Raw genomic sequence first — 18,755 nt, 5'->3', positions numbered from 1 at the left:
CGCGCCGCGCACGTCCATGCGGCGCCCCCCGGCCCCGTGGGGCCGGTTCGGAAGCAAAGACCCCAGCCTGTACTGGTTCGCCTGATGTGAGGTTGACTACCATGACGACCGTCGCAGCCGATTCCGGACACCGGATCGATGCCCTCCTGCTCGAGCGGTGGAACCGCCACCCCGAGCTCCCCGCGCTGATCTCCGAAGACACCGTCGTCACCACGGGCGAGCTCAGGGACCGGGTCCTGCGGGCCGCCGCCGCGCTGCGTGCGTGCGGCCTGCGTCCCGGGGACCGGGTCGCGATCTACCACGAACGGTCCGTCGAGTTCGTGGTGGCCATGCTGGCCTCGGTGTTCGCAGGCGCCGCTCACGCAGCCTTCGACGTGCACGAACCGCTGGCGCGGACGCTCGGAACGCTCGACGACTGTGCCCCACGGGTCCTGCTGACCAGCTCCGCGCTCCGGTCCCGTTTCTCCGGCGTCCCGGACCTTGTCGTACTGACCGACGAGGAGTGTGCGGCCCACCTGCCGGAAGCGGACCGACTCCCCGGCCCCGCGTCGGCGGACGACCCCGCGGTCGTCATCTACACCTCCGGCTCGACAGGACGTCCCAAGGCCTCGCTGATCAGCCACCGAGCCCTCGTCTCCCGCCTGCGCGCCCTGCAGGGCACGCACCGCATGGACGAGCACGACCGGATGATCCACCACACGGTGTGCACCTTCGACATGTACCTCAGCGAGTTGTACTGGCCCCTGTTCGCCGGGGCCGTGGTCGTGATCGCCGAGCCGGGACGCCAGCGCGACGCCGACCACCTTGCGGGGCTGATCCGGGACCACCGCGTCACCACGTTCTACTGCGTGGTGACCCTGCTGGAACTCTTCCTGCTGACACGCCCTGAGACCGAACGCTACGACGGCCTCCGGCAGGTGCTCACCGGCGGCGAGCCACTCGCCCCCGAGCTGGTCAAGCGGTTCCACGCACGCTCCACCGCCACACTGACCAACCTCTACGGCCCCAGTGAGTGCACCATCTACTGCACCGCCTGGGTGTGCCCGCGTGATCCCGGACTCGATACGGTGCTCATCGGCACGGGCATCCAGGACACCGAGCTGTGGATCCTCGACGAAGCCGGCGTTCCCGTCGCGGACGGCGAACCGGGCGAGCTCCACATCGGGGGAGCGGGCCTCGCCCTCGGGTACCTCAACCGGCCCGAACTCACCGAGGAACGCTTCCTGGCCGCCCCGCCCGTGAGTCCGCACAGCCGCCTCTACCGGTCCGGTGACCTCGTCAGAGCCCGTCCGGACGGTGCCCTCGAATTCCTGGGCCGCATCGACCGTCAGGTCAAGATCCGGGGTATCCGCATCGAGCTCGGGGAGATCGAGACCACCCTCACCCTGTGTCCGGGGGTCCGTCAGGCCGCCGTCGTCGCGCACGGCTCGGGTAGTGCGAAGCAGCTCACGGCGTACGTGGTGCCAGGGCAGGAGGGGATGGCCGCGGAGCTGGCTTCAGCCGTACGGAAGACGCTGGTCGCCCGGCTTCCGCACGCCATGGTGCCGTCGTCCATCGAGGTGGTCGGGGAACTGCCGCTGACGGCCAACGGCAAGCTGGACCGCTCCCTGCTGGAGGAACGCGCGGCGAAGCGCCTGGCCGACGCACCCCGTCCCGGCCCGGAGCAGGCCGCGGTCGGCGTGGACGACGCGCGAGCCGATCTGGAGGCCACGGTGTCCCAGGTCTGGCGCGAGGTGCTCGGCGTGGCCGACGTCGGTGGTGACGAGGACTTCTTCGACCTGGGAGGCAACTCCTTCAAGGTGGTCGAGGCCGTGGAACGGCTACGACAGCGGCTCGGCGCCGACATCCCCCTGGCAGCACTGCTGGCCGAGCCGGCCTTCGCGTCCTTCACGCAGGAGCTGCGGCGCATCATGGATCTGGAGACGGCATGTTGAAGCCCGCAGCGCACGGTGCTCTCATACGGTCGTTCGGCGACCTCTCGTCCCGGCGTTTCGACCGGGCGCGCCCCGTGGTCACCCTCTTCAGCGGAGGCCTCGACAGCAGTTATCTCCTCCACCGGCTGGCGGAGGACGGCTTCACCGACATCCACGCCGTCAGTGTCGACCTCGGTGCCGGAGAGGAGGTGGAGGAACTGCGCCTCGTCGCGGACCAACTGGGCGTACACCTGCACGTCCTCGACGGGCGGCAGAGGTTCGCCGAGGAGTACGTCCGTCCTGCCATCGCGGCGCAGGCCGTGTATCTCGGCACGCATCCGATCAGCTCGTCCCTCAGCAGGCCCCTCATCGTCGAGCTGGCCATGGAGCTGGCGGACACCCTGGACGCGTCGGGCATCCTGCACACGGCGAACCGTTCGCAGAACACCCTCCGCAGGCTCAACGGCGCCTTGCGCCTCCTCGGTTACCAGGGTGCTCACGGCACTCCCTACGACCTCGACCCGGTGGACCGCGAGGAGAAGGTCCGCGCTCTGGAGGAGATCGGGCTGGTCCACATGAGCAAGCGGATCGCCAGTATCGACGCGAATCTGTGGTGCAGGGAGTTCGAGTCGGGGATTCTCGACGATCCCGAGGAGCACACCGTTCCGGAGCACCTCTACCACTGGAGTGCCCGCGGACGGCACGTCGCGCAGGAGAGCGTCGAGATCGGTTTCGCGGCAGGTGTACCCGTCTCCGTCGACGGGACCGGTGTCGCCCTGTGCTCGTTGGTGGAGAGCCTGAACCACCGGGTCGGCGCCCACGGGATAGGCCGCTACAGCGGGCTCGAGCACCTGCCCGGTGGGCAGAAGGTGCTCGAACTGCGCGAGATGCCTGCCGCCGAGATCCTGTTGAGGAGCTACCGGCACCTGGAGACGGCGACGCTGGACGCGGAGACGATCAGGGAAAAGATGCATCTCGAGCAGATATGGGTGCGCGAGGCCCTCGAAGGACGCTGGTTCGGTGAGCTACGCGGAGCGGCCCAGTCCTTCATCGACACGTGCGCCACAGCGGTCACCGGAACCGTCCGCTGGCGTCTGGGGCTGGGCTCGGCAGAAACGCAGTCGATTTCCGCGGCCGCCCCCCTTTACGTGCGTAATCGGGAGGACTGGGAAAAGGAATCGATCCGCGACCACGGATGAGCAGCCGTTGCCGTGGCAGGCGGCAGGGGAGAATGCGCGGGACGAGGACGCCCGGACCACTGGATTCCGTTTTCCGGGGCCGCCGGCGCTCGGCAGGAGCAGGAGGCCCCGGCGCCCCGGGGCCTCCTCTTTTCAGCCGGAAGCGACTGTGGTATCCGCACCGTTCACCGGTACGGGGTCGCGATTCCATTCGCCCTTGGTGGCCTGCCAGACATCCTCGTCCGCACCCCGTCGCCAATACCCGGAAACCGAAAGCTGTTCGGGAAGGAGTCCGCGGTCCGCCCGCAGATGACGTCGGAGTTCCTTGACGAAGTGGGCCTCCCCGTGAATGAAGACCTGTACCGGTCCGTCGGGAAACTCCAGCCCGGTGACGGCCTCGACCAGAAGGGTGCCGACGGTCGCCGCCCCGCGGTGCAGCCAGACGAGTTCGAGGTCCGCCGCCGACTCGATCACCTGCTCGTCCCGGGCGTCGCCGATTTCGATGAACGCCCGCGCTCTCGCACCGGCCGGCATGGATTCCAGAGCCGCCGCGACGGCCGGCAGGGCGCTCTCGTCGCCGGCCAGCAGGTGCCACCCGGCCTCGGCCGACGGCGCGTAACCGCCGCCAGGGCCGGAGAAGGCGATGACGTCGCCCGGCCGGGCAGAGGCCGCCCACGGCCCAGCGACCCCGGTGGTGCCGTGGTGCACGAAGTCGACCGTCAGTTCACGTGCTTCCGCGTCCCAGTCACGGATCGTGTAGGTCCGGGTCCGGGGCCACCGGTCCCGCGGCAGGTCCCGGCGTATCGCCGCGATGTCCGTGGGATCCGCGTATTCCACGCCGGGCAGCGGGAAGTGCATCTTGATGTAATGGTCGGTGAATTTTCCGGCCTCGAGCCGGTCGAGGCCGTCACCGCCCAGAACGACGCGGATCATGTGTGGCGTTATCCGCTCCGTGCGGATGACCCGCCCTCGATGCACGACGGGCTTCTTTACCTGTGTGTCCGGCATTCGCTGTCCCTTGCTCGCCTTCTCGGTGTGGCCACCATCCCGCGCGGGCTGATGCCGCATACCGGATGAGACTTGGTGAAAACTGATCAATCAGGCCGACTGTATATGGCTGAAAAGCGCCGTGACGACGTCCTCTGCGTCGAGAATCACCTCGAACTACCGCCCGGTGATGTCCGTCGGGGCGCTAAGGTCTTCCGTTTGGATCAGGGCGAGCTCGCACGCCGTCCCGATCGGAACGCGAGGCCCTAGTCTCATGGGCTGTTGACCTATCCCTGGAGACCCTTTTGTCCTTCCTACGCCCCCGTTTCCCGGGCGAACGTGCCCTGGTCACGGGAATCGCCATCGACGCACTGGGCTCGGGGATGTACATCCCATTCAGTCTGGTGTTCTTTCAGAATGTAACCCGGCTGTCACTTCCTCTGATCGGGATGGTACTCACGGTCACGGGGCTGATAGCCATGGCCGCGCTGCCCGTGGCCGGTGCTGCGGTCGACCGCTTCGGTGCCAAGAGGATGCAGCTCTTCCTCTACACGCTGCGCGGAGTCGGCTTCGCCCTGTACCCGCTGGCCCACGGGCTGGTTTCCTTCGCCGTGCTGGCGCTGGTCACCGCCGTCGGGACCAGGGCGTTCCCCGGCACCCAGCAGGCCCGGCTCGCCGAACTCGTCGACAACGAGGACCGGGAGAGGATGCAGGCCCTCACGCGGAGCCTCAGCAACGCCGGCCTCGGAGCCGGGGCCATGGTCGCCTCCCTGCTCATCGCCACGGCCGGCAGCTCGGGGTACGTCATCGCCGCCTGGCTGAACGCCGCCAGCTTCCTCTTCGCGGCGCTGCTGGCCCTCCGCACCCCCCCGAGCCCGCATGTCGTGCGCAACAAGGCGGACAACCGCGGGGGTTACCTGCTCATCGCCAAGGACCGTCCGTTCCTGACGCTCACTCTGGCGAACTTCTTCGTGGCTCTCGGGTACGCCTCACTCAGCGTGCTGCTACCCGTCTTCGCCGTCGACTGGCTGAAACTGCCCGAGGGGCTGACAGGGAGCGCCTTCATGGTCAACACCGTGCTCTGCGCCACCCTCGGTGTGCCGGTCGCGGCCCTCGTGCGGAGGCGCTTCGCGACGCGTAACCGCGCAGCGGCCATGGGCGCGGCCCTGTTCGTGATCGGGTTCCTCGGACAGGTGCTGCTGGGCACCGTCCGACCCGAGAGCGTGGTGCTGATGATGACCGGCCTGATCGCGTCCGTCGTCATCGTCACCGCGGGCGAGCTGGTGCACGGTCCGTCCTCGGGGGCGTTGTCCCAGTCCGCGGCCCCACAGGATCTGCGCGGGCGCTACATGGCGGCGTACCAGCTCTCCTGGTCACTCGCCTACAACCTGGCTCCCACCGTGTTCACCCTGCTCGTGGCCTTCGACGGCCGACTGCCCTGGCTGGTGGTCGCGACCACCGCGTTGCTGGGTGGCCTGATGCTGCTGCGTGTCGAGCGCGCGCTGCCGGCCGAGGCCGTCGCCTACCCGGCGCAGCCCGCGGTTCGGAGCAAATCCGAGGTCGCCAAGGCCTGACGCGGTCCGCCGTACGGCAGGCCGGGCTCACCGGACGGGCACGTGGCCCGCGCCCGCGAGTGAGCCCGGCACTTCTTCAGCGGATCGAGCCGGCTGCCGGCCCGGAGCCACCGAAGGCGCGGCGCGTGCGGCGCGCGCCCCGTACGACGGCGAACCCCTTGGTGAGCGCCCGGTCCACCCCGAAGGCCCGGGCGACCGCCCGGCCCTCGACGAGCCGCGCGAACTCGGCGGGGCCGGTGCTCCGGCGGACGGTCACCCGCTCCAGGGCGTACGGGCCCTGGCGCCGGCGTGCCAGGGCGTTGCCGACGGCGAGTGACTGCGCGAAGCCCGCCGCCCGCACCGACTGCCGCACCCGGCGGGTGGAGTAGCCGTAGGGATAGGCGAAGGACACCGGGGGAGCGCCCATTTCGGCCTCGACGATCTCCCGGCACCGCACGGTCTCGGCCCGCAGGACCGCATCGTCGAGCTGGTCCAGTTGCGGGTGGGTGTGACTGTGGCCCCCTATCTCCACTCCGACGGAGGCGAGTTCGCGCACCTGACCCCAGTCGAGCATGGTGTCCAGGGCGCCGCCCTCGTCGTACGCCCCGCGCAGCCAGCCGGTGGTCACGAAGACGGTGGCCGCGAAACCGTGCTCGGCGAGCTCCGGCAGGGCATGCCGGTGCACTCCCTCGTAACCGTCGTCGAACGTGATCAGCACCGGCCGGGGCGGCAGGGGCCGCCCCGTGCGCCAGCTCTCACCCAGCGCGGCCGTGGTGAGCGGGGTGAAGCCGCGCCGGGCCAGGATCTCCATCTGTGTACGGAAGGCGCCGGGTGACACGGAGAGGCCGTACGCGCCGTCGGCCGGGCGGTGGCCGACGGCGTGGTACATCAGGATCGGCACGGCGCCGCTCCCCGCGCCATCGACGCTCACCGGGCTCCTTTCGCTCACCGCACCTCCTCAGGAGCGCCCGCCGCCGGTTCGATCGCCGGTACGGCGAAGGACGCGCCGTCACGCCGGACCCGTACGCTCCCCACCGCGTAGCCGGCCGCCGCCGCCAGCACCCCCGTCACGACGGCGCCGGCGCGGCCTGCTCCGCCGGGACGGCCGAGCAGGAAGTCCCGTACACCCCGCAGGACTCCGGCCGGGAGGACCCGGGTGGTGTAGCGGCGCTCGGACTCGAGTCCCCTGTCCGCACCGACGCTGCGGGCGACGAGCGCCTTGGAGAGCCCTTCGGCGTACGTACGGGTACGGAAATAGCCGAAGCGCTCCCGTACCCCGGGGACCTTGTGGTGGATCACGGCACGGTCGTCGATCAGCAGGACGGCGTGGGGGAGTGCGCGGCTCAGCCGGATGCAGAGCTCGGTCTCCTCACCGCCCAGCGGCCGCTTGTCGCCGTCCCGCCCGATGCCGGTGGCGAAGCCGCCCGCCGCGTCGAACGCCGTACGCCGGAACGACGCGTTGCCGCCGAGGACGTTGCGGACCCGGGCGGTGCCGGACGGCAGCCCCAGGTAGGTGCATCCGACCACCCAGTCGAACTCCTCCGGGAACCAGACCGGCCTGCGGCCCGAGGCCCATGAGGGCAGGGTCCGGCCGCCGACGGCCATCACCCGCGGATCGTCGTAGCCCTTGTCGAAGTGGCGCAGCCAGTCCCGCTCGGCCACCGCGTCGTCGTCGAGGAAGGCGACGACCGTGCCACGGGCGGCGGCGATACCCGTGTTGCGGCCGGCCGAGAGGCCGCGGGGGCCCGCGTTCGCGAGCACCCGCACCCCAGGACGGTCCCCGTATTCCTTGGCCAGTCGGCGCAGCAGCACCGGATTGTGATCCACCACCAGCAGGATCTCCTCCGCCGGCAGGGACTGTGCGCGGACCGAGGCGACGGCCTCGAGGATGTCGTCCCAGCGCTCCTCGGTGTAGGCACAGATGACGACGGAGAAGCCGCGTGAGCTCACGGAGTCCGTCGCCGGCCGTGAGCTCACAGCACCTGCCCCCGGCCGATGACGGCGGGCACGGCCGTCACCCGGCGCCCGCCGCGGCGCACCCGCTTCTCCGTGAGGATCACCCTGAGCACACGGAGCCCGTCCCGTACGGCGCTGAGATTGCTGACGCCGTGGATGCGGTTGTACTCGTGGCTGGGCACCTCCTGGACCCTGAGGCCGGCCTTGACCACCCGGATGTTCATCAGGGTCTCGATCTCGAAGCCGGTGCAGTCCAGGGTGATCCTGTCCAGGCAGTGCTTCCAGAAGGCGTTGTAGCCGTAGCAGAGGTCGGTGTAGCGGGCCCCGAACTTGCGGTTGACCACCGCGCAGAGCGCCCAGTTGCCGAGCTTGCGGACGGGCGTCATGTCGTCCGTGCCGCCGCCGTTGGCGAAGCGCGACCCCTTGGCGAAGTCGGCGCCGCCGACCAGGGCGGAGACGTAGCTGACGATCTCCTCACCGTCCGCCGAGCCGTCCGCGTCGACCATCACGATGATCTCGCCGGTGCAGGCGGCGAAGCCACTGATCAGGGCGTCCCCCTTGCCCTTGCCGACCTGTTTGACGACCACGACGTCCGGCCGGAGTTCACGGGCGACCCGGACGGTGTCGTCGGTCGAATTGCCGTCCACGAGCACGACTTCATGAATCCAGTCGGGCAGGGTCTTGAACACATAGGGAAGATTCTCCGCCTCGTTCATGGCGGGGATCACGACACTTACCGGCGGCGCTATGGCGAGATGGGAAGAGATCGGCCGGTATTCGTTCTCTATTCGAACGGCTTCGGTCTCTTCGACGGCAGGTCTGATCGAGGAAGGCAGGACTGAACTCATGAGTGTTTACCCTCTCGTCCGGTGGACGGCCCGCCCCCGGGCTGTCCGCATAAGGTCCGGTTCGAAAGGGGGGCTCTCACCCCGGCCATGACGGCATGGCACTCCGAGCTGGCTGGATGAGCTGGCACAACTGGCCGCGCGACGACCGGCTCGAACGAGCCCGGCCGTTGAACACGGCACCCCCCTACCGTGCCCCGCTCCGGTATCCACCGCGGCTGCCTGAGCCCTCCCCTGGAGCCGCATGCGTGATGGACCGTTACGGGCTGATCACCAACGGTATTGACGAGGGGAACTGTATGACAAGACATGCGATGACGTCTCGTCCTTTTCGGACTTTGACGGAACTGTCACATACGGCCACGGAATTGGCCATTCCTGGTTCCTGGCGCGCCCGGGGCTTTTGGGGTCCTCGGGGTCTCCGAGGTTTTCGAGGCATGTGCTGGAAGATGGATGATCGGCGCGGAAACGGAAACGGGCAGGACGTAATTCCGTGCGGACCCGGCGTTCGGTGCCGACATGGTGTGCGCCACCAGGAGTTTGACCACGAGTGCCCCGGCGGCCGAGGCGGTGAGCCGGTCCAGTCCCGGCGGCCAGGCGTACAGTGCGGCGGCCGGGGTCGCGAAGAGGTGGAAGAGCGTGAAGGGGGTGCGCAGGGGTGAAACGAATCCGGCGAGTGCCGGTACGACGCCCACTCCGGCCACCGCGACCGCTCCGCCCGCCGGAACGGTCAGCGCCTCTGTCCTGACTGTCCCCGTCTCGCACGTGATGATCCGTATAGGCGACTATGCACCCCGGTGTGCAGGATGCCGGATTTCGGTGTGACGCGCCGCCAGGGGGGCGTCAGGGAGACGCCGTTGCAGGTATTGGCATGCACACTTCCGGAACCCGGGTCGGTACTGCTACCACGGAGCAGGCAGAGATCCTGCCCAAGGAGGTTCCATGAAAATGTCCAGACTCGTGGCGTTCTCGTCCTCTCTCCTGCTCGGTACCGTTCTCGCTCTGACCGGTGCGGGGGTCGCCCAGGCTCAGGAATCCGCACAGTCCGTCGACTACGTCGCCCTGGGTGACTCCTACTCGTCGGGTGTCGGTGCCGGCGGTTACGACAGTGCGAGCGGCGACTGCAAGCGCAGCACCCGCGCGTATCCCGCCCTGTGGAAGGCGGCCAACAGTCCCGCCTCGTTCGCCTTCACCGCGTGCTCGGGGGCCAGGACGGGCGATGTCACGGCCGGTCAGCTCGGTCCTCTGAACTCCGCCACCGATCTCGTCTCGCTCTCCGTCGGCGGCAACGACGCGGGTTTCGCCGATGTCATGACCACCTGTGTCCTGCAGTCCGAGGCCACCTGTCTGAGCCGGATCGCCACCGCCCGCGCCTACGTCGACTCGACCCTCCCCGGCAAGCTGGACTCCGTGTACGCGGCGATCAGCGCCAAAGCACCCTCGGCCCACGTCGTCGTCCTCGGATACCCCCGCTTCTACAAGCTGGGCGGTGGCTGTGTCGCCGGTCTCAGCGAGAAGGAACGCTCCGCCATCAACGGCGCCGCCGACCACCTCAACGCCGCCACCGCCAAGCGGGCGGCAGATCACGGCTTCACCTTCGGCGACGTCACCTCGACCTTCACCGGGCACGAGATCTGCTCGGGCAGCGCCTGGCTGCACAGCGTGAACTGGCTGAACATCGGGGAGTCCTACCACCCGACCGCCGCCGGGCAGTCCGGCGGCTACCTGCCCGTCCTCGACGCCAAGGCCTGACCGCCCCGCCTCCGACCCCGCCGCCGGGGAGGAGGCTCCGCCCCGCGGAGCCTCCTCCCCGTACGTTCACGAGAACGCGACGACGCCCGTCGAGGCCTTCCCGCCGCCTCTCTCGTCCGTGTCGTCGTCGCCCGACAGGGCCCAGGCGAGACCTCCGGCGATGAGCAGGGCGACGGCGGCTCCGACGGCCACCAGGACACCCGTGCGCCTCGTGCGCCCGGCGGATTCCGGCCGGTCCCCGGCCGGTTGGGATATCCCGTGCACCCCGGCCGTCGCGGCCGGGCCGTCCGGCGGCGGCAGCGACGGGTCGGTGGCTCCGCCGCTCGGTGAGCCCGTCCCGCCCGCGGCCAGGATCCGCAGCCTGTGCTCGGTCTCCACGGCGGTGAGCCGCTCGGCCGGATCCTTGCGCAGCAGCCCCTCGATGACCGGGGTGAGCGCACCCGCACGCCCCGGTGATGGCGGTTCCTCCTCGCGCACCGCGCGCAGGGTGTCCTGCGGAGTGCCCCGGCCGAACGGTTCCCGCCCCTCGGTGGCGGCGTACAGAAGCACACCGAGCGACCAGAGGTCGGATGCAGGCCCCGGCGTGCGCCCCAGCGCGCGCTCGGGCGCAAGGTATGCCGGTGCGCCGATGGGTTCACCCGTCCCGATGAGGCCGGGCGATCCGCCGGACGGGGTGATACCGAAGTTCTTCAGCATCACCCGTCCGTCGTTGGCCAGCAGCACGTTGCCCGGCCTGACGTCGCGGTGGAGCACCCCGGCCTCGTGGGCGACGCGCAGTGCCGCGAGCAGTTCCGCGCCGACCCGGGCCGCACGCCGCGGGGGCAGCGGACCGTCGGCGTCCAGTGCGTCGGACAGGGCGATCCCGCGGATCAGATCCATGACGATCCAGGGCCTGGAGTCCTGGCTGACCACGTCATGGACGGCGACGGCGTTGCGGTGCGAGACGCGGGCCGCCGTCCGGACCTCCCGCTCCAGCCGGGAGTGCAGCCGCTCGGCTTCGGTGGCGGGCAGGGTGGCCGGAACCCGTACCTCCTTCACGGCCACCTCGCGCCCCAGTACCTCGTCCCGGGCGCGCCACACGATGCCCGTCGCGCCCTCGCCCAGCGGGTCCTGGAGACGGTAACGATCCGCGATCACACGTCCGGTGCCCGGGACCTCGCTCATCGGTGACCCTCCATCAGCAGCTGTGCGCAGTACGGACGAATCCCCTCCAAGCTAACTCAACTCCCCTGAGGTCGACAGAGTTTGGTAACGGGCCGTCAACCTCCGCACACGCGTGTGCAATCCTGCGGCCGGGATACACGTGTGTCAGCGCGGGACGATAGGGTTAACCTGCCCGGGCCGGGTGCCCTCGTACGGGTGGGGAGTGACATGGAACAGATAACGGTGCGCAGCAGGCCGCGTGTGCCTGCCATCACATGTGGGAGTGGAGCGACCAGTTCGCGCCTCGACCGCCATCTCGCAGTGCTGGGCGGCCCCGCCGTTCCGCAGCGCGAGTCGGCGGAAGCGACGCTGCTGATGCTCGAACTCACCTCGCGCGACGCCGCGCACACCCGCAGGAGCAGGAGCGCGCGTGTCTCGCTCTTCGCCCCCCTGCGGCGGCTGCGGCGTTCGCTCTTCGGCAGCCGCCACTGACCGACGGCTGTCACGACCGGCCGGCCCTCCGCTCAGGGCCGAGTCCAGATCACTCCGTTCCGGCGCAGTGCTGCTCTCCGCCCGTCCGTCATCCCCAGGGCCGGCAGCGTTGCGTCGGTGTGTTCCCCAGGTGCGTCCCCGGCGTCGGTACAGCACCCATCGGCACCGGCGCCCGCCCGGCCCCCGAACCAAGGGCCGGCCTTTCGACCGCCCCCGTCCGCTCCCGGTACGCCGTCTCACAGCAGAGCGAACTGCCCCTCCGGCCCCTCCTCCTGATGGTCCAGCACGGACGCGGGGAGCCGCGCCGACGCGGGGACGGGAAGCACCCCGGCCGAGCGCAGCCCGTCCCGGGTGAGCGTGCCCGCCTGCTCCAGCCGTTCCCGTAGCGCCTGCTGCCGGGGCCGCAGCCCGGTCAGCAGCGTCAGGACGGTGATCAGTTCCAGCAGCTGCGAGGTCCGCTCCTGCGGCCAGCCGCGCGGTCCCACCGCTGCCAGGCCTTCCGCCGTCGCCGTACGGCGCTGGACCCAGAACTCCAGCACGCGTACCCCGCCGACCCGGAAGTCCCATGCCCCGGCGGGCACGGGTGAGACACGTCCCTCGCCGAGGACGAGCGTCTCCTCGTCGGCGTCGTAGCGCAGCCCGTCCGGCCGGGGCGGCACAGCGGCCCGCACATAAGGGCGCCGGCCGCCGGGCAGGCGGGGGCGCGCCCCGCCGCGCGCCCCGCGCAGCTGGAGCCGCAGCAGCTCCTGGCCGAGTTCCACGCCGTGTGCCCACAGCGCGCCGTCGGCGGGCAGCGGGACGAGCGGGCCGGCGGGGGAGGGCAGGGCGGCCGCGAGGGTCCAGGCCAGGGCGTCTGCGGCGGTGACCGGTACGCCGTACCGGGCGGTCAGCAGAGCGGCCAGTCCCGGGGTGAGATTGGGTTCCCGTCCGCCCGGCCGCCGGTAGAGCGGCCGGATGCGGCCGGGGCGCCCGGCGGGGGAGTGCCCGTCGGGCAGCAGGGCGGTGGCGGACAGGGCGGGGCCGCTGTCCTGGGGCACGTATCCGTGCTCGACGGCGTAGAGCTGGTGTCCGTCGGCGACCCGCCACAGCTCGGGACGGGCCGCGTCGAGCAGCCGGTGGTCGGGAATCAGCCACTGTTCGTCGAAGGGGCCGTGCTGGATGCGCACCGGTTCGGGATACGGGCCAGGGTCGCGGGCGAACGCACGCGTGCCGGTGGAGGTGCCCGGCAGTGCCGCCGCGGGGGTCAGCGGCGTACGGGAGCGGCTGGGCCGGAACAGCCGCTCCTGCTCGGCGCCTTCCGACCGCGCCAGCAGGTCCCAGCGGGCCCGGAGCGAGGCGGCGTCGGGAGCCGTCACCCAGGGGCGCCCCGTTCTCAGGGGACGCACCGACCAGGGCATCAGGTCGTCCAGCAGGGGGAACGCGTCGCCCTCGCCGGCTTCGGCCGCCACCCGTGCTGCCACCGTGCCGTCCTCCCCGTCGCCACGTCCGCCGCTCCCGGCATGGTAACGACCGCTCGCCGTCCGCACGACCGACCGTCCTCGTGGCCGACCGCCGTCGTGACGACCGCCCCGTGGCCGTGGCGACCGCCGGCCGCGGCTCCGCCGTCAGTGCGCGTCGACGGTCACGGAGAAGGAGAAGCGGTCGCCCCGGTAGCGGATGCGTGCCACGTCCACCACCGTGCCGTCCTCGTCGTACGTCACGCCGGTGTAGTGCAGGATCGGGCTGAGCAGCGGGATCTGGAGCAGCTCGGCCGTGACGGGGTCGGCGAGGCGCGCCTCCACGGTGTCGGTGATCCGCGAGATCCGTACGCCGATGGCGTCGCGCAGCACCTTGGTCATCGGCCACCGCTCGAGATCGGCCACGTCGAGCCCGGCCGCGATCTCGGGGCGCACCGCGTTCTCCGCCCAGTTGGTGGGCTCGCCCGTCCCCTCGTCGCAGCGGAGCCGGCGGTAGCGGACCACCTCGGGGCAGTCCGGGAAGAACTCGGCCAGATCGCCGGGCACGGGCGCCCGTCCGTGGCCGAGCACGGTCGTCCGCTCGCCCGACTGCTGGGCGACGATCGTGTCGATCGAACCCAGCAGTCGGACGGGTGACACGCGCCGGGCCCGCGGCTCGATGAACGTGCCGCGCCGGCGGTGCCTGCTGATCAGCCCCTCGCTCTCCAGCTCCTTGAGCGCCTGGCGCATGGTGAGGACGCTGACGCCGTAGTGCGCGGCGAGCTGTTCCTCGGTGGGCAGCCGCGTCGAGGCGTCCTGGGGGCGGCCCAGTATGGAGGCCCGGAGGGACTGCGAGACCTGGTACCACAGGGGCAGCTTCCGGTTCAGCACCAGGGAGTCGGGGGCGAAGCCGGGCCGGCCGGCCTCGTTCACCTGATCCATCCGGTTCACCCGATCTCTCTGCGGAGCGGCCGGCGGTGCGGTCTCACGGCCGGAAGTTGCGGCTCAGACCCTGCCACACGTCGTCGTATCCGCGCTGGAGCAGGTCCGGACCGGCGGCCTGCGCGGTCGCCGTGACCGGCCAGCGGGTCTCGAACATGAAGGCCAGCCCGTCGTCGATCTTCTGCGGCTTCAGCTCCGCCGCGCTCGCCCGGTCGAAGGTCGCGCGGTCCGGGCCGTGTGCCGACATCATGTTGTGCAGCGAGCCGCCGCCCGGCACGAAGCCGCCCGCCTTGGCGTCGTACGCGCCCTCGATCAGGCCCATGTACTCGCTCATCACGTTGCGGTGGAAGTACGGCGGGCGGAAGGTGTCCTCGCCGACCAGCCAGCGCGGGGCGAAGACCACGAAGTCGACGCCGGCGAGCCCCGGGGTGTCGGACGGCGAGGTCAGCACGGTGAAGATCGACGGGTCGGGGTGGTCGTAGCTGATCGTGCCCATCACGTTGAAGCGGCGCAGGTCGTAGACGTACGGCGTGTGGTTGCCGTGCCAGGCGACGACGTCGAGCGGGGAGTGGCCGTACGTCGCCGACCAGAGGTTCCCGCAGAACTTGTTGACCACCTCGACCGGGCCCTCCCGGTCCTCGAACGCCGCGACGGGTGCCAGGAAGTCCCGCGCGTTCGCCAGTCCGTTGGCGCCGATCGGGCCCAGGTCCGGCAGGACGAAGGGCTGGCCGTAGTTCTCGCAGACGTAGCCCCGGGCGGCGCTGTCCAGCAGCTCGACACGGAAGCGGACGCCGCGTGGGATCAACGCGACCTGGCCGGGACCGGCGGCCAGCAGGCCCAGTTCTGTGCGCAGCAGCAGGCCGCCGCGCTCGGGGACGATCAGGAGCTCGCCGTCGGAGTCGCTGAAGACCCGGTCCGTCATGGAGGAGTTCGCGCTGTACAGGTGCACGGCCATGCCGGTGCGCTGGGTGGCGTCGCCGTTGCCGCCCAGCGTCCACAGGCCGGTCAGGAAGTCCGTGCCGGGCGCGGGGTCGGGGAGCGGGTCCCAGCGCAGCCGGTTGGGGTCGGGGACCGTCTCGGTGAAGGGCGCGGTGCGCAGGGTGCCGTTGTCGGTGCGGACGAAGGCGGGATGGGCGGCCGAGGGCCGGATCCGGTAGAGCCAGGACCGGCGGTTGTGCGCGCGGGGCTCGGTGAAGGCCGAGCCGCTGAGCTGCTCCGCGTACAGCCCGAGGGGGGCGCGCTGGGGCGAGTTCCTGCCGTGCGGCAGCGCGCCGGGGACGGCTTCCGTGCTGTGCTCGTTGCCGAAGCCGGAACTGTGGCGGAGACCCTCCGCCGTTTTCCTCGCCTGTTCGATGCCGCTCACCATGTGCTCCCGGTGGATGAGGAATCCCGTGGATTCCCTGACGAAGAATCCTATGGATCACCGTAGGAATCGAAACGTGGCCCGTCAACGGCATACAGGCATGATGGGGCCGTGTCCCACGCTCATACGAACCTCCGACGCGTCCCCGTGCAGCAACGCAGCGCCGACCGTCTCGCCCGCATCCTCGACGCCGGAGCCGCGCTGCTCGACGAGACCGGCTACGAGCAGCTCTCCACCCGGGCGGTGGCCGACCGGGCCGGTGTGCCCATCGGCTCCGTCTACCGCTTCTTCCCCAACAAGAGGGCGCTGGTCGACGCCTTGGCCGAGCGCAATCTGGAGGTCTACGCCGGACGGGTCGTCGCCCGGCTCGAAGCGATACCCGAGCGGGAGTGGCGTGCGGCCCTCGACGCCGTGCTCGACGAGTACCTGGCGATGAAGCGCTCCGTCCCCGGGTTCGCCCTCGTCGACTTCGGTCCTCCCGTGCCCGCCGCCGGCCCGCTCGACGAGGAGGTGAACCGCCTCGTCGCGGGGCGTCTGGCGGAGCTGCTCTCCGGCCATCTCGGCCGGGGTCCCGACGGAGCCGTCGCCGTCGACGCCACGCTGAGACGCACGGTCCTGGTCTGTGTGCAGGCGGCCGACGCCCTGCTCCAGCTCGCCTTCCGCGCCGACCCGGCGGGCGACCCGGACCTGATAGCGGAGACCCGGGTCCTGCTCCAGGCGTACCTCGCGCGGGTCCTCGAGTAGGGCCGCCTCTCGTTCGGATCATGCCGGGGTCTCGTGCCCCGGCCCCTGGTCCGGTCTGATCCGGACGAAAGGCCCTGGCCCCGTGAGGCCGTGGGGAACGGGTCGGCTCCGGCGTCTCGCCAGCATCCGTACCGGTCGGTATGCTCGGTGCGCCGGGAGCCCGCGCCCGCCGAGTGCGCCGCGGGACGCCGGATCGCACCCGCGCGCCACCGCTGCCGCCGCCCCGGGGAGGGCCCATGTCCCACGCATCCCGTACCGCTCTGCGCGTCTGCCCGCTCTGCGAGGCGACCTGCGGACTCACCCTCACCATCGAGGGGACCGAGGTCACCGGCGCCCGCGGTGACCGCGAGGACATCTTCAGCAAGGGCTTCATCTGCCCCAAGGGCGCCTCCTTCGGCGGCCTCGACGCCGACCCCGACCGGCTGCGCACCCCACTCGTCCGCACGGACGGCGTCCTGCGCGAGGCCTCCTGGAGCGAGGCGTTCGACGTGATCGCCGCGAAGATCCCGGCCCTGGTCCGGGAACACGGCGAGCAGGCCGTCGGAGTCTTCCTCGGCAACCCCAACGTGCACACGACGGCCGGCGGGCTCTACCCGCCGCTGCTGCTGTCCGCGCTCGGCACCCGCAACGTCTTCACCGCCAGCACCCTGGACCAGATGCCCAAGCACGTCTCCAGCGGGCTGCTCTTCGGTGACGCCAACGCCATCCCCGTGCCGGACCTGGACCGCACCGCCCATCTGCTGCTGATCGGCGCCAACCCGCTGGAGTCCAACGGCAGTCTGTGCACCGCCCCCGACTTCCCCGGCAAACTCAAGGCGCTCCGCCGGCGCGGCGGCACCCTCACCGTCATCGACCCGCGCCGCACCCGCACGGCCCGCCTCGCCGACCGGCACGCCGCGATCCGGCCCGGCACCGACGCCCTGCTGCTCGCCGCGCTCACCCAGGTCCTCGTCGAGGAGAAGCTCACCGATCCCGGGGCGCTCGCCGAGCACCTCGACGGGTACGACGAACTCGCCGGAGCCATGGCGGACTTCACCCCCGAAGCGGTGGCCGCCGCCTGCGACCTGGACGCGGACACCATCCGGGAGATCGCCCGCGAGCTCGCCGCCGCCCCCGCCGCGGCCGTCTACGGGCGCATCGGCAGCTGCACCGTCGAGCACGGCACCCTCGCCAGCTGGCTCGTCGACGTACTCAACATCCTCACCGGCAACCTCGACCGCCCCGGCGGCGCGCTCTTCCCGCTCTCCGCCACCGCACGCACCCCGCGCGCCGCCGCCCCGGGGAAGGGATTCGCCCTCGGCCGCTGGAGGAGCCGCGTCTCCGGCCACCCCGAGGCCAAGGGTGAACTGCCCGTCACCGCACTCGCCGAGGAGATCGAGACGCCGGGCGAGGGCCGGATCCGGGCGCTGATCGTCATCGCGGGCAACCCGGTGCTCTCCGCCCCCGACGGGGACCGGCTGGACCGGGCACTCGCCGACGGCCTCGACTTCATGATCAGCGTCGATCCGTACCTCAACGAGACCGCGCGCCACGCGGACGTCGTGCTCCCCCCGCCGCCGCCCTCGCAGAGCGCCCACTTCGACTTCGCGCTGAACTCCCTCGCCGTCCGCAACCAGGTCCGCTACAGCCGTCCCGCCGTACCTCTGGAGGACGGGCGCATGGACGAGAGCGAGATCCTCGCCCGGCTCGTCCTCGCAGTCGGCGGCAGGCACGGCACCCCGCCCGAGGCCGTCGACGACCTGGTCATCGCCACGACGCTCGGCAAGGCAGGGCTCCCCGAGTCGTTCGCCGACGGCCTGACCGGCCGCACCGGCGCCGAACGCCGCCTCGACCTGATGCTGCGCCTCGGCCCGTACGAGCTCACCCTGGAGCAGCTCCTCGCACATCCGCACGGCATCGACCTCGGCCCGCTGCAGCCACGCCTTCCGCAGGTGCTCAGGACCCGCAGCGGCCGCATCGAGCTGTTCCCGGCGCCGATCGCGGCCGATCTGCCCAGGCTCCGCGCGTCGCTCGGCGCACGGCCCGCCGGACTCGTCCTCGTCGGCCGCCGTCATCTGCGGTCCAACAACAGCTGGATGCACAACGTCGCCTCACTGCGCGGCGGTTCGAACGTCTGCACCCTGCAGATCCACCCCGACGACGCGGCCCGGATCGGGATCACCGAAGGCGGCACGGCCAGGATCACCGCTGCGGGCGGCGAGGTCGAGGCGCCCGTCGAGATCACCGAAGCGGTACGTACCGGGGTCGTGAGCCTTCCGCACGGCTGGGGTCACAGCCGCCCCGGCACGCGCATGTCGGTCGCCGGAGCGGAGCCGGGCGTCAACGTCAACCAGCTCCTGGACGGCACCCTTCTGGACCCGCTGTCCGGTACCGCCGTGCTCAACGCCGTCCCCGTCTCCATAGCGCCAAGTCGTTGACCTGGGGTTTTGCTCGTATTGCTCACACGTCAAC

General features: G+C 71.0%; 15 protein-coding genes. 7 read left to right on the top strand and 8 right to left on the bottom strand.

Translation table 11 applies throughout. From position 1 onward, the window contains the following. Window positions 1–101 precede the first annotated feature (101 nt). Together ACFYSH_RS24735 and ACFYSH_RS24730 are read left to right on the top strand one after the other, a co-directional pair. Entirely contained in the window at window positions 102–1,934 is a 1,833-nt protein-coding gene (locus ACFYSH_RS24735) for a non-ribosomal peptide synthetase (RefSeq protein ID WP_359470970.1), read from the top strand. Continuing rightward, a complete protein-coding gene (locus tag ACFYSH_RS24730) occupies window positions 1,928–3,112 on the top strand; it encodes an argininosuccinate synthase-related protein (RefSeq protein ID WP_359470973.1) in 1,185 nt (394 codons plus the stop codon). Before ACFYSH_RS24735 ends, ACFYSH_RS24730 begins: the two co-directional genes overlap by 7 nt. Window positions 3,113–3,244: 132 nt before the next feature. Here ACFYSH_RS24730 and ACFYSH_RS24725 read toward each other — a convergent pair whose 3' ends face one another. Continuing rightward, complete coding sequence (locus ACFYSH_RS24725; protein ID WP_388755269.1) at window positions 3,245–4,099, bottom strand: siderophore-interacting protein; 855 nt, start codon at window positions 4,097–4,099, stop codon at window positions 3,245–3,247. A gap of 284 nt (window positions 4,100–4,383) precedes the next feature. On the opposite strand from ACFYSH_RS24725, the gene ACFYSH_RS24720 reads away from it, so the two are divergent. Continuing rightward, window positions 4,384–5,652 carry an MFS transporter gene (locus ACFYSH_RS24720; RefSeq protein ID WP_359470979.1) on the top strand — a complete coding sequence of 423 codons (1,269 nt, stop codon included), beginning with the start codon at window positions 4,384–4,386 and terminating at the stop codon, window positions 5,650–5,652. A 76-nt stretch (window positions 5,653–5,728) separates the two neighbouring features. Here ACFYSH_RS24720 and ACFYSH_RS24715 read toward each other — a convergent pair whose 3' ends face one another. The 3 genes from ACFYSH_RS24715 to ACFYSH_RS24705 are packed head-to-tail and all read right to left on the bottom strand — an operon-like array spanning window position 5,729 to window position 8,435. Beyond that, window positions 5,729–6,520, bottom strand: a complete 792-nt coding sequence (locus tag ACFYSH_RS24715; RefSeq protein ID WP_359471072.1) for a polysaccharide deacetylase family protein — start codon at window positions 6,518–6,520, stop codon at window positions 5,729–5,731. Between the two features lie 56 nt (window positions 6,521–6,576). Then, on the bottom strand, window positions 6,577–7,581 hold the full coding sequence (locus tag ACFYSH_RS24710; protein WP_359470982.1) for a glycosyltransferase family 2 protein: 1,005 nt from the start codon (window positions 7,579–7,581) through the stop codon (window positions 6,577–6,579). A gap of 23 nt (window positions 7,582–7,604) precedes the next feature. Continuing rightward, the gene (locus ACFYSH_RS24705) at window positions 7,605–8,435 is read right to left on the bottom strand and encodes a glycosyltransferase family 2 protein (RefSeq protein ID WP_359470985.1); all 831 of its coding nucleotides are present in this window, start codon (window positions 8,433–8,435) and stop codon (window positions 7,605–7,607) included. A 939-nt stretch (window positions 8,436–9,374) separates the two neighbouring features. On the opposite strand from ACFYSH_RS24705, the gene ACFYSH_RS24700 reads away from it, so the two are divergent. Next, the gene (locus tag ACFYSH_RS24700) at window positions 9,375–10,184 is read left to right on the top strand and encodes an SGNH/GDSL hydrolase family protein (protein WP_359470988.1); all 810 of its coding nucleotides are present in this window, start codon (window positions 9,375–9,377) and stop codon (window positions 10,182–10,184) included. A 66-nt stretch (window positions 10,185–10,250) separates the two neighbouring features. On the opposite strand, the gene ACFYSH_RS24695 is transcribed toward ACFYSH_RS24700, so the two are convergent. Then, window positions 10,251–11,348, bottom strand: coding sequence for a serine/threonine-protein kinase (locus ACFYSH_RS24695; RefSeq protein ID WP_388755265.1), 1,098 nt, complete (start codon window positions 11,346–11,348; stop codon window positions 10,251–10,253). Window positions 11,349–11,555: 207 nt separating this feature from the next. Between ACFYSH_RS24695 and ACFYSH_RS24690 the strand changes: the two genes are divergently transcribed. Beyond that, the gene (locus ACFYSH_RS24690) at window positions 11,556–11,819 is read left to right on the top strand and encodes a hypothetical protein (protein ID WP_351279918.1); all 264 of its coding nucleotides are present in this window, start codon (window positions 11,556–11,558) and stop codon (window positions 11,817–11,819) included. A 236-nt stretch (window positions 11,820–12,055) separates the two neighbouring features. Here the strand turns inward: ACFYSH_RS24690 and ACFYSH_RS24685 are convergent, their stop codons facing one another. The 3 genes from ACFYSH_RS24685 to hmgA all read right to left on the bottom strand — a co-directional run bounded on the left by ACFYSH_RS24685 (window position 12,056) and on the right by hmgA (window position 15,560). Continuing rightward, on the bottom strand, window positions 12,056–13,279 hold the full coding sequence (locus ACFYSH_RS24685; protein WP_388755261.1) for a type ISP restriction/modification enzyme: 1,224 nt from the start codon (window positions 13,277–13,279) through the stop codon (window positions 12,056–12,058). A gap of 144 nt (window positions 13,280–13,423) precedes the next feature. Continuing rightward, window positions 13,424–14,197: a GntR family transcriptional regulator gene (locus ACFYSH_RS24680; RefSeq protein ID WP_388755258.1), complete on the bottom strand. Its 774-nt coding sequence runs from the start codon at window positions 14,195–14,197 to the stop codon at window positions 13,424–13,426. A 43-nt stretch (window positions 14,198–14,240) separates the two neighbouring features. Further along, complete coding sequence (gene hmgA / locus ACFYSH_RS24675; RefSeq protein WP_359471000.1) at window positions 14,241–15,560, bottom strand: homogentisate 1,2-dioxygenase; 1,320 nt, start codon at window positions 15,558–15,560, stop codon at window positions 14,241–14,243. 111 nt (window positions 15,561–15,671) lie between these two features. On the opposite strand from hmgA, the gene ACFYSH_RS24670 reads away from it, so the two are divergent. Both ACFYSH_RS24670 and ACFYSH_RS24665 read left to right on the top strand, forming a co-directional pair. Next, complete coding sequence (locus ACFYSH_RS24670; protein WP_388755256.1) at window positions 15,672–16,304, top strand: TetR family transcriptional regulator; 633 nt, start codon at window positions 15,672–15,674, stop codon at window positions 16,302–16,304. Between the two features lie 236 nt (window positions 16,305–16,540). After that, window positions 16,541–18,721, top strand: coding sequence for a molybdopterin oxidoreductase family protein (locus ACFYSH_RS24665; RefSeq protein ID WP_388755253.1), 2,181 nt, complete (start codon window positions 16,541–16,543; stop codon window positions 18,719–18,721). The last annotated feature ends 34 nt before the right edge of the window (window positions 18,722–18,755 follow it).

The organism is Streptomyces sp. NPDC005791 (assembly GCF_042871485.1).
Taxonomy (GTDB): Bacteria; Actinomycetota; Actinomycetes; order Streptomycetales; family Streptomycetaceae; genus Streptomyces.
This window is presented reverse-complemented; position numbering and strand designations above follow the sequence as displayed.

Coding starts and splice junctions, on each gene's coding strand:
- ACFYSH_RS24725 (WP_388755269.1), bottom strand. CDS start 4,099: ATGCCGGACACACAGGTAAAGAAGCCCGTCGTGCATCGAGGGCGGGTC.
- ACFYSH_RS24715 (WP_359471072.1), bottom strand. CDS start 6,520: ATGTACCACGCCGTCGGCCACCGCCCGGCCGACGGCGCGTACGGCCTC.
- ACFYSH_RS24695 (WP_388755265.1), bottom strand. CDS start 11,348: ATGAGCGAGGTCCCGGGCACCGGACGTGTGATCGCGGATCGTTACCGT.
- ACFYSH_RS24665 (WP_388755253.1), top strand. CDS start 16,541: ATGTCCCACGCATCCCGTACCGCTCTGCGCGTCTGCCCGCTCTGCGAG.
- ACFYSH_RS24680 (WP_388755258.1), bottom strand. CDS start 14,197: ATGGATCAGGTGAACGAGGCCGGCCGGCCCGGCTTCGCCCCCGACTCC.
- ACFYSH_RS24705 (WP_359470985.1), bottom strand. CDS start 8,435: ATGAGTTCAGTCCTGCCTTCCTCGATCAGACCTGCCGTCGAAGAGACC.
- ACFYSH_RS24730 (WP_359470973.1), top strand. CDS start 1,928: ATGTTGAAGCCCGCAGCGCACGGTGCTCTCATACGGTCGTTCGGCGAC.
- ACFYSH_RS24735 (WP_359470970.1), top strand. CDS start 102: ATGACGACCGTCGCAGCCGATTCCGGACACCGGATCGATGCCCTCCTG.
- ACFYSH_RS24690 (WP_351279918.1), top strand. CDS start 11,556: ATGGAACAGATAACGGTGCGCAGCAGGCCGCGTGTGCCTGCCATCACA.
- ACFYSH_RS24700 (WP_359470988.1), top strand. CDS start 9,375: ATGAAAATGTCCAGACTCGTGGCGTTCTCGTCCTCTCTCCTGCTCGGT.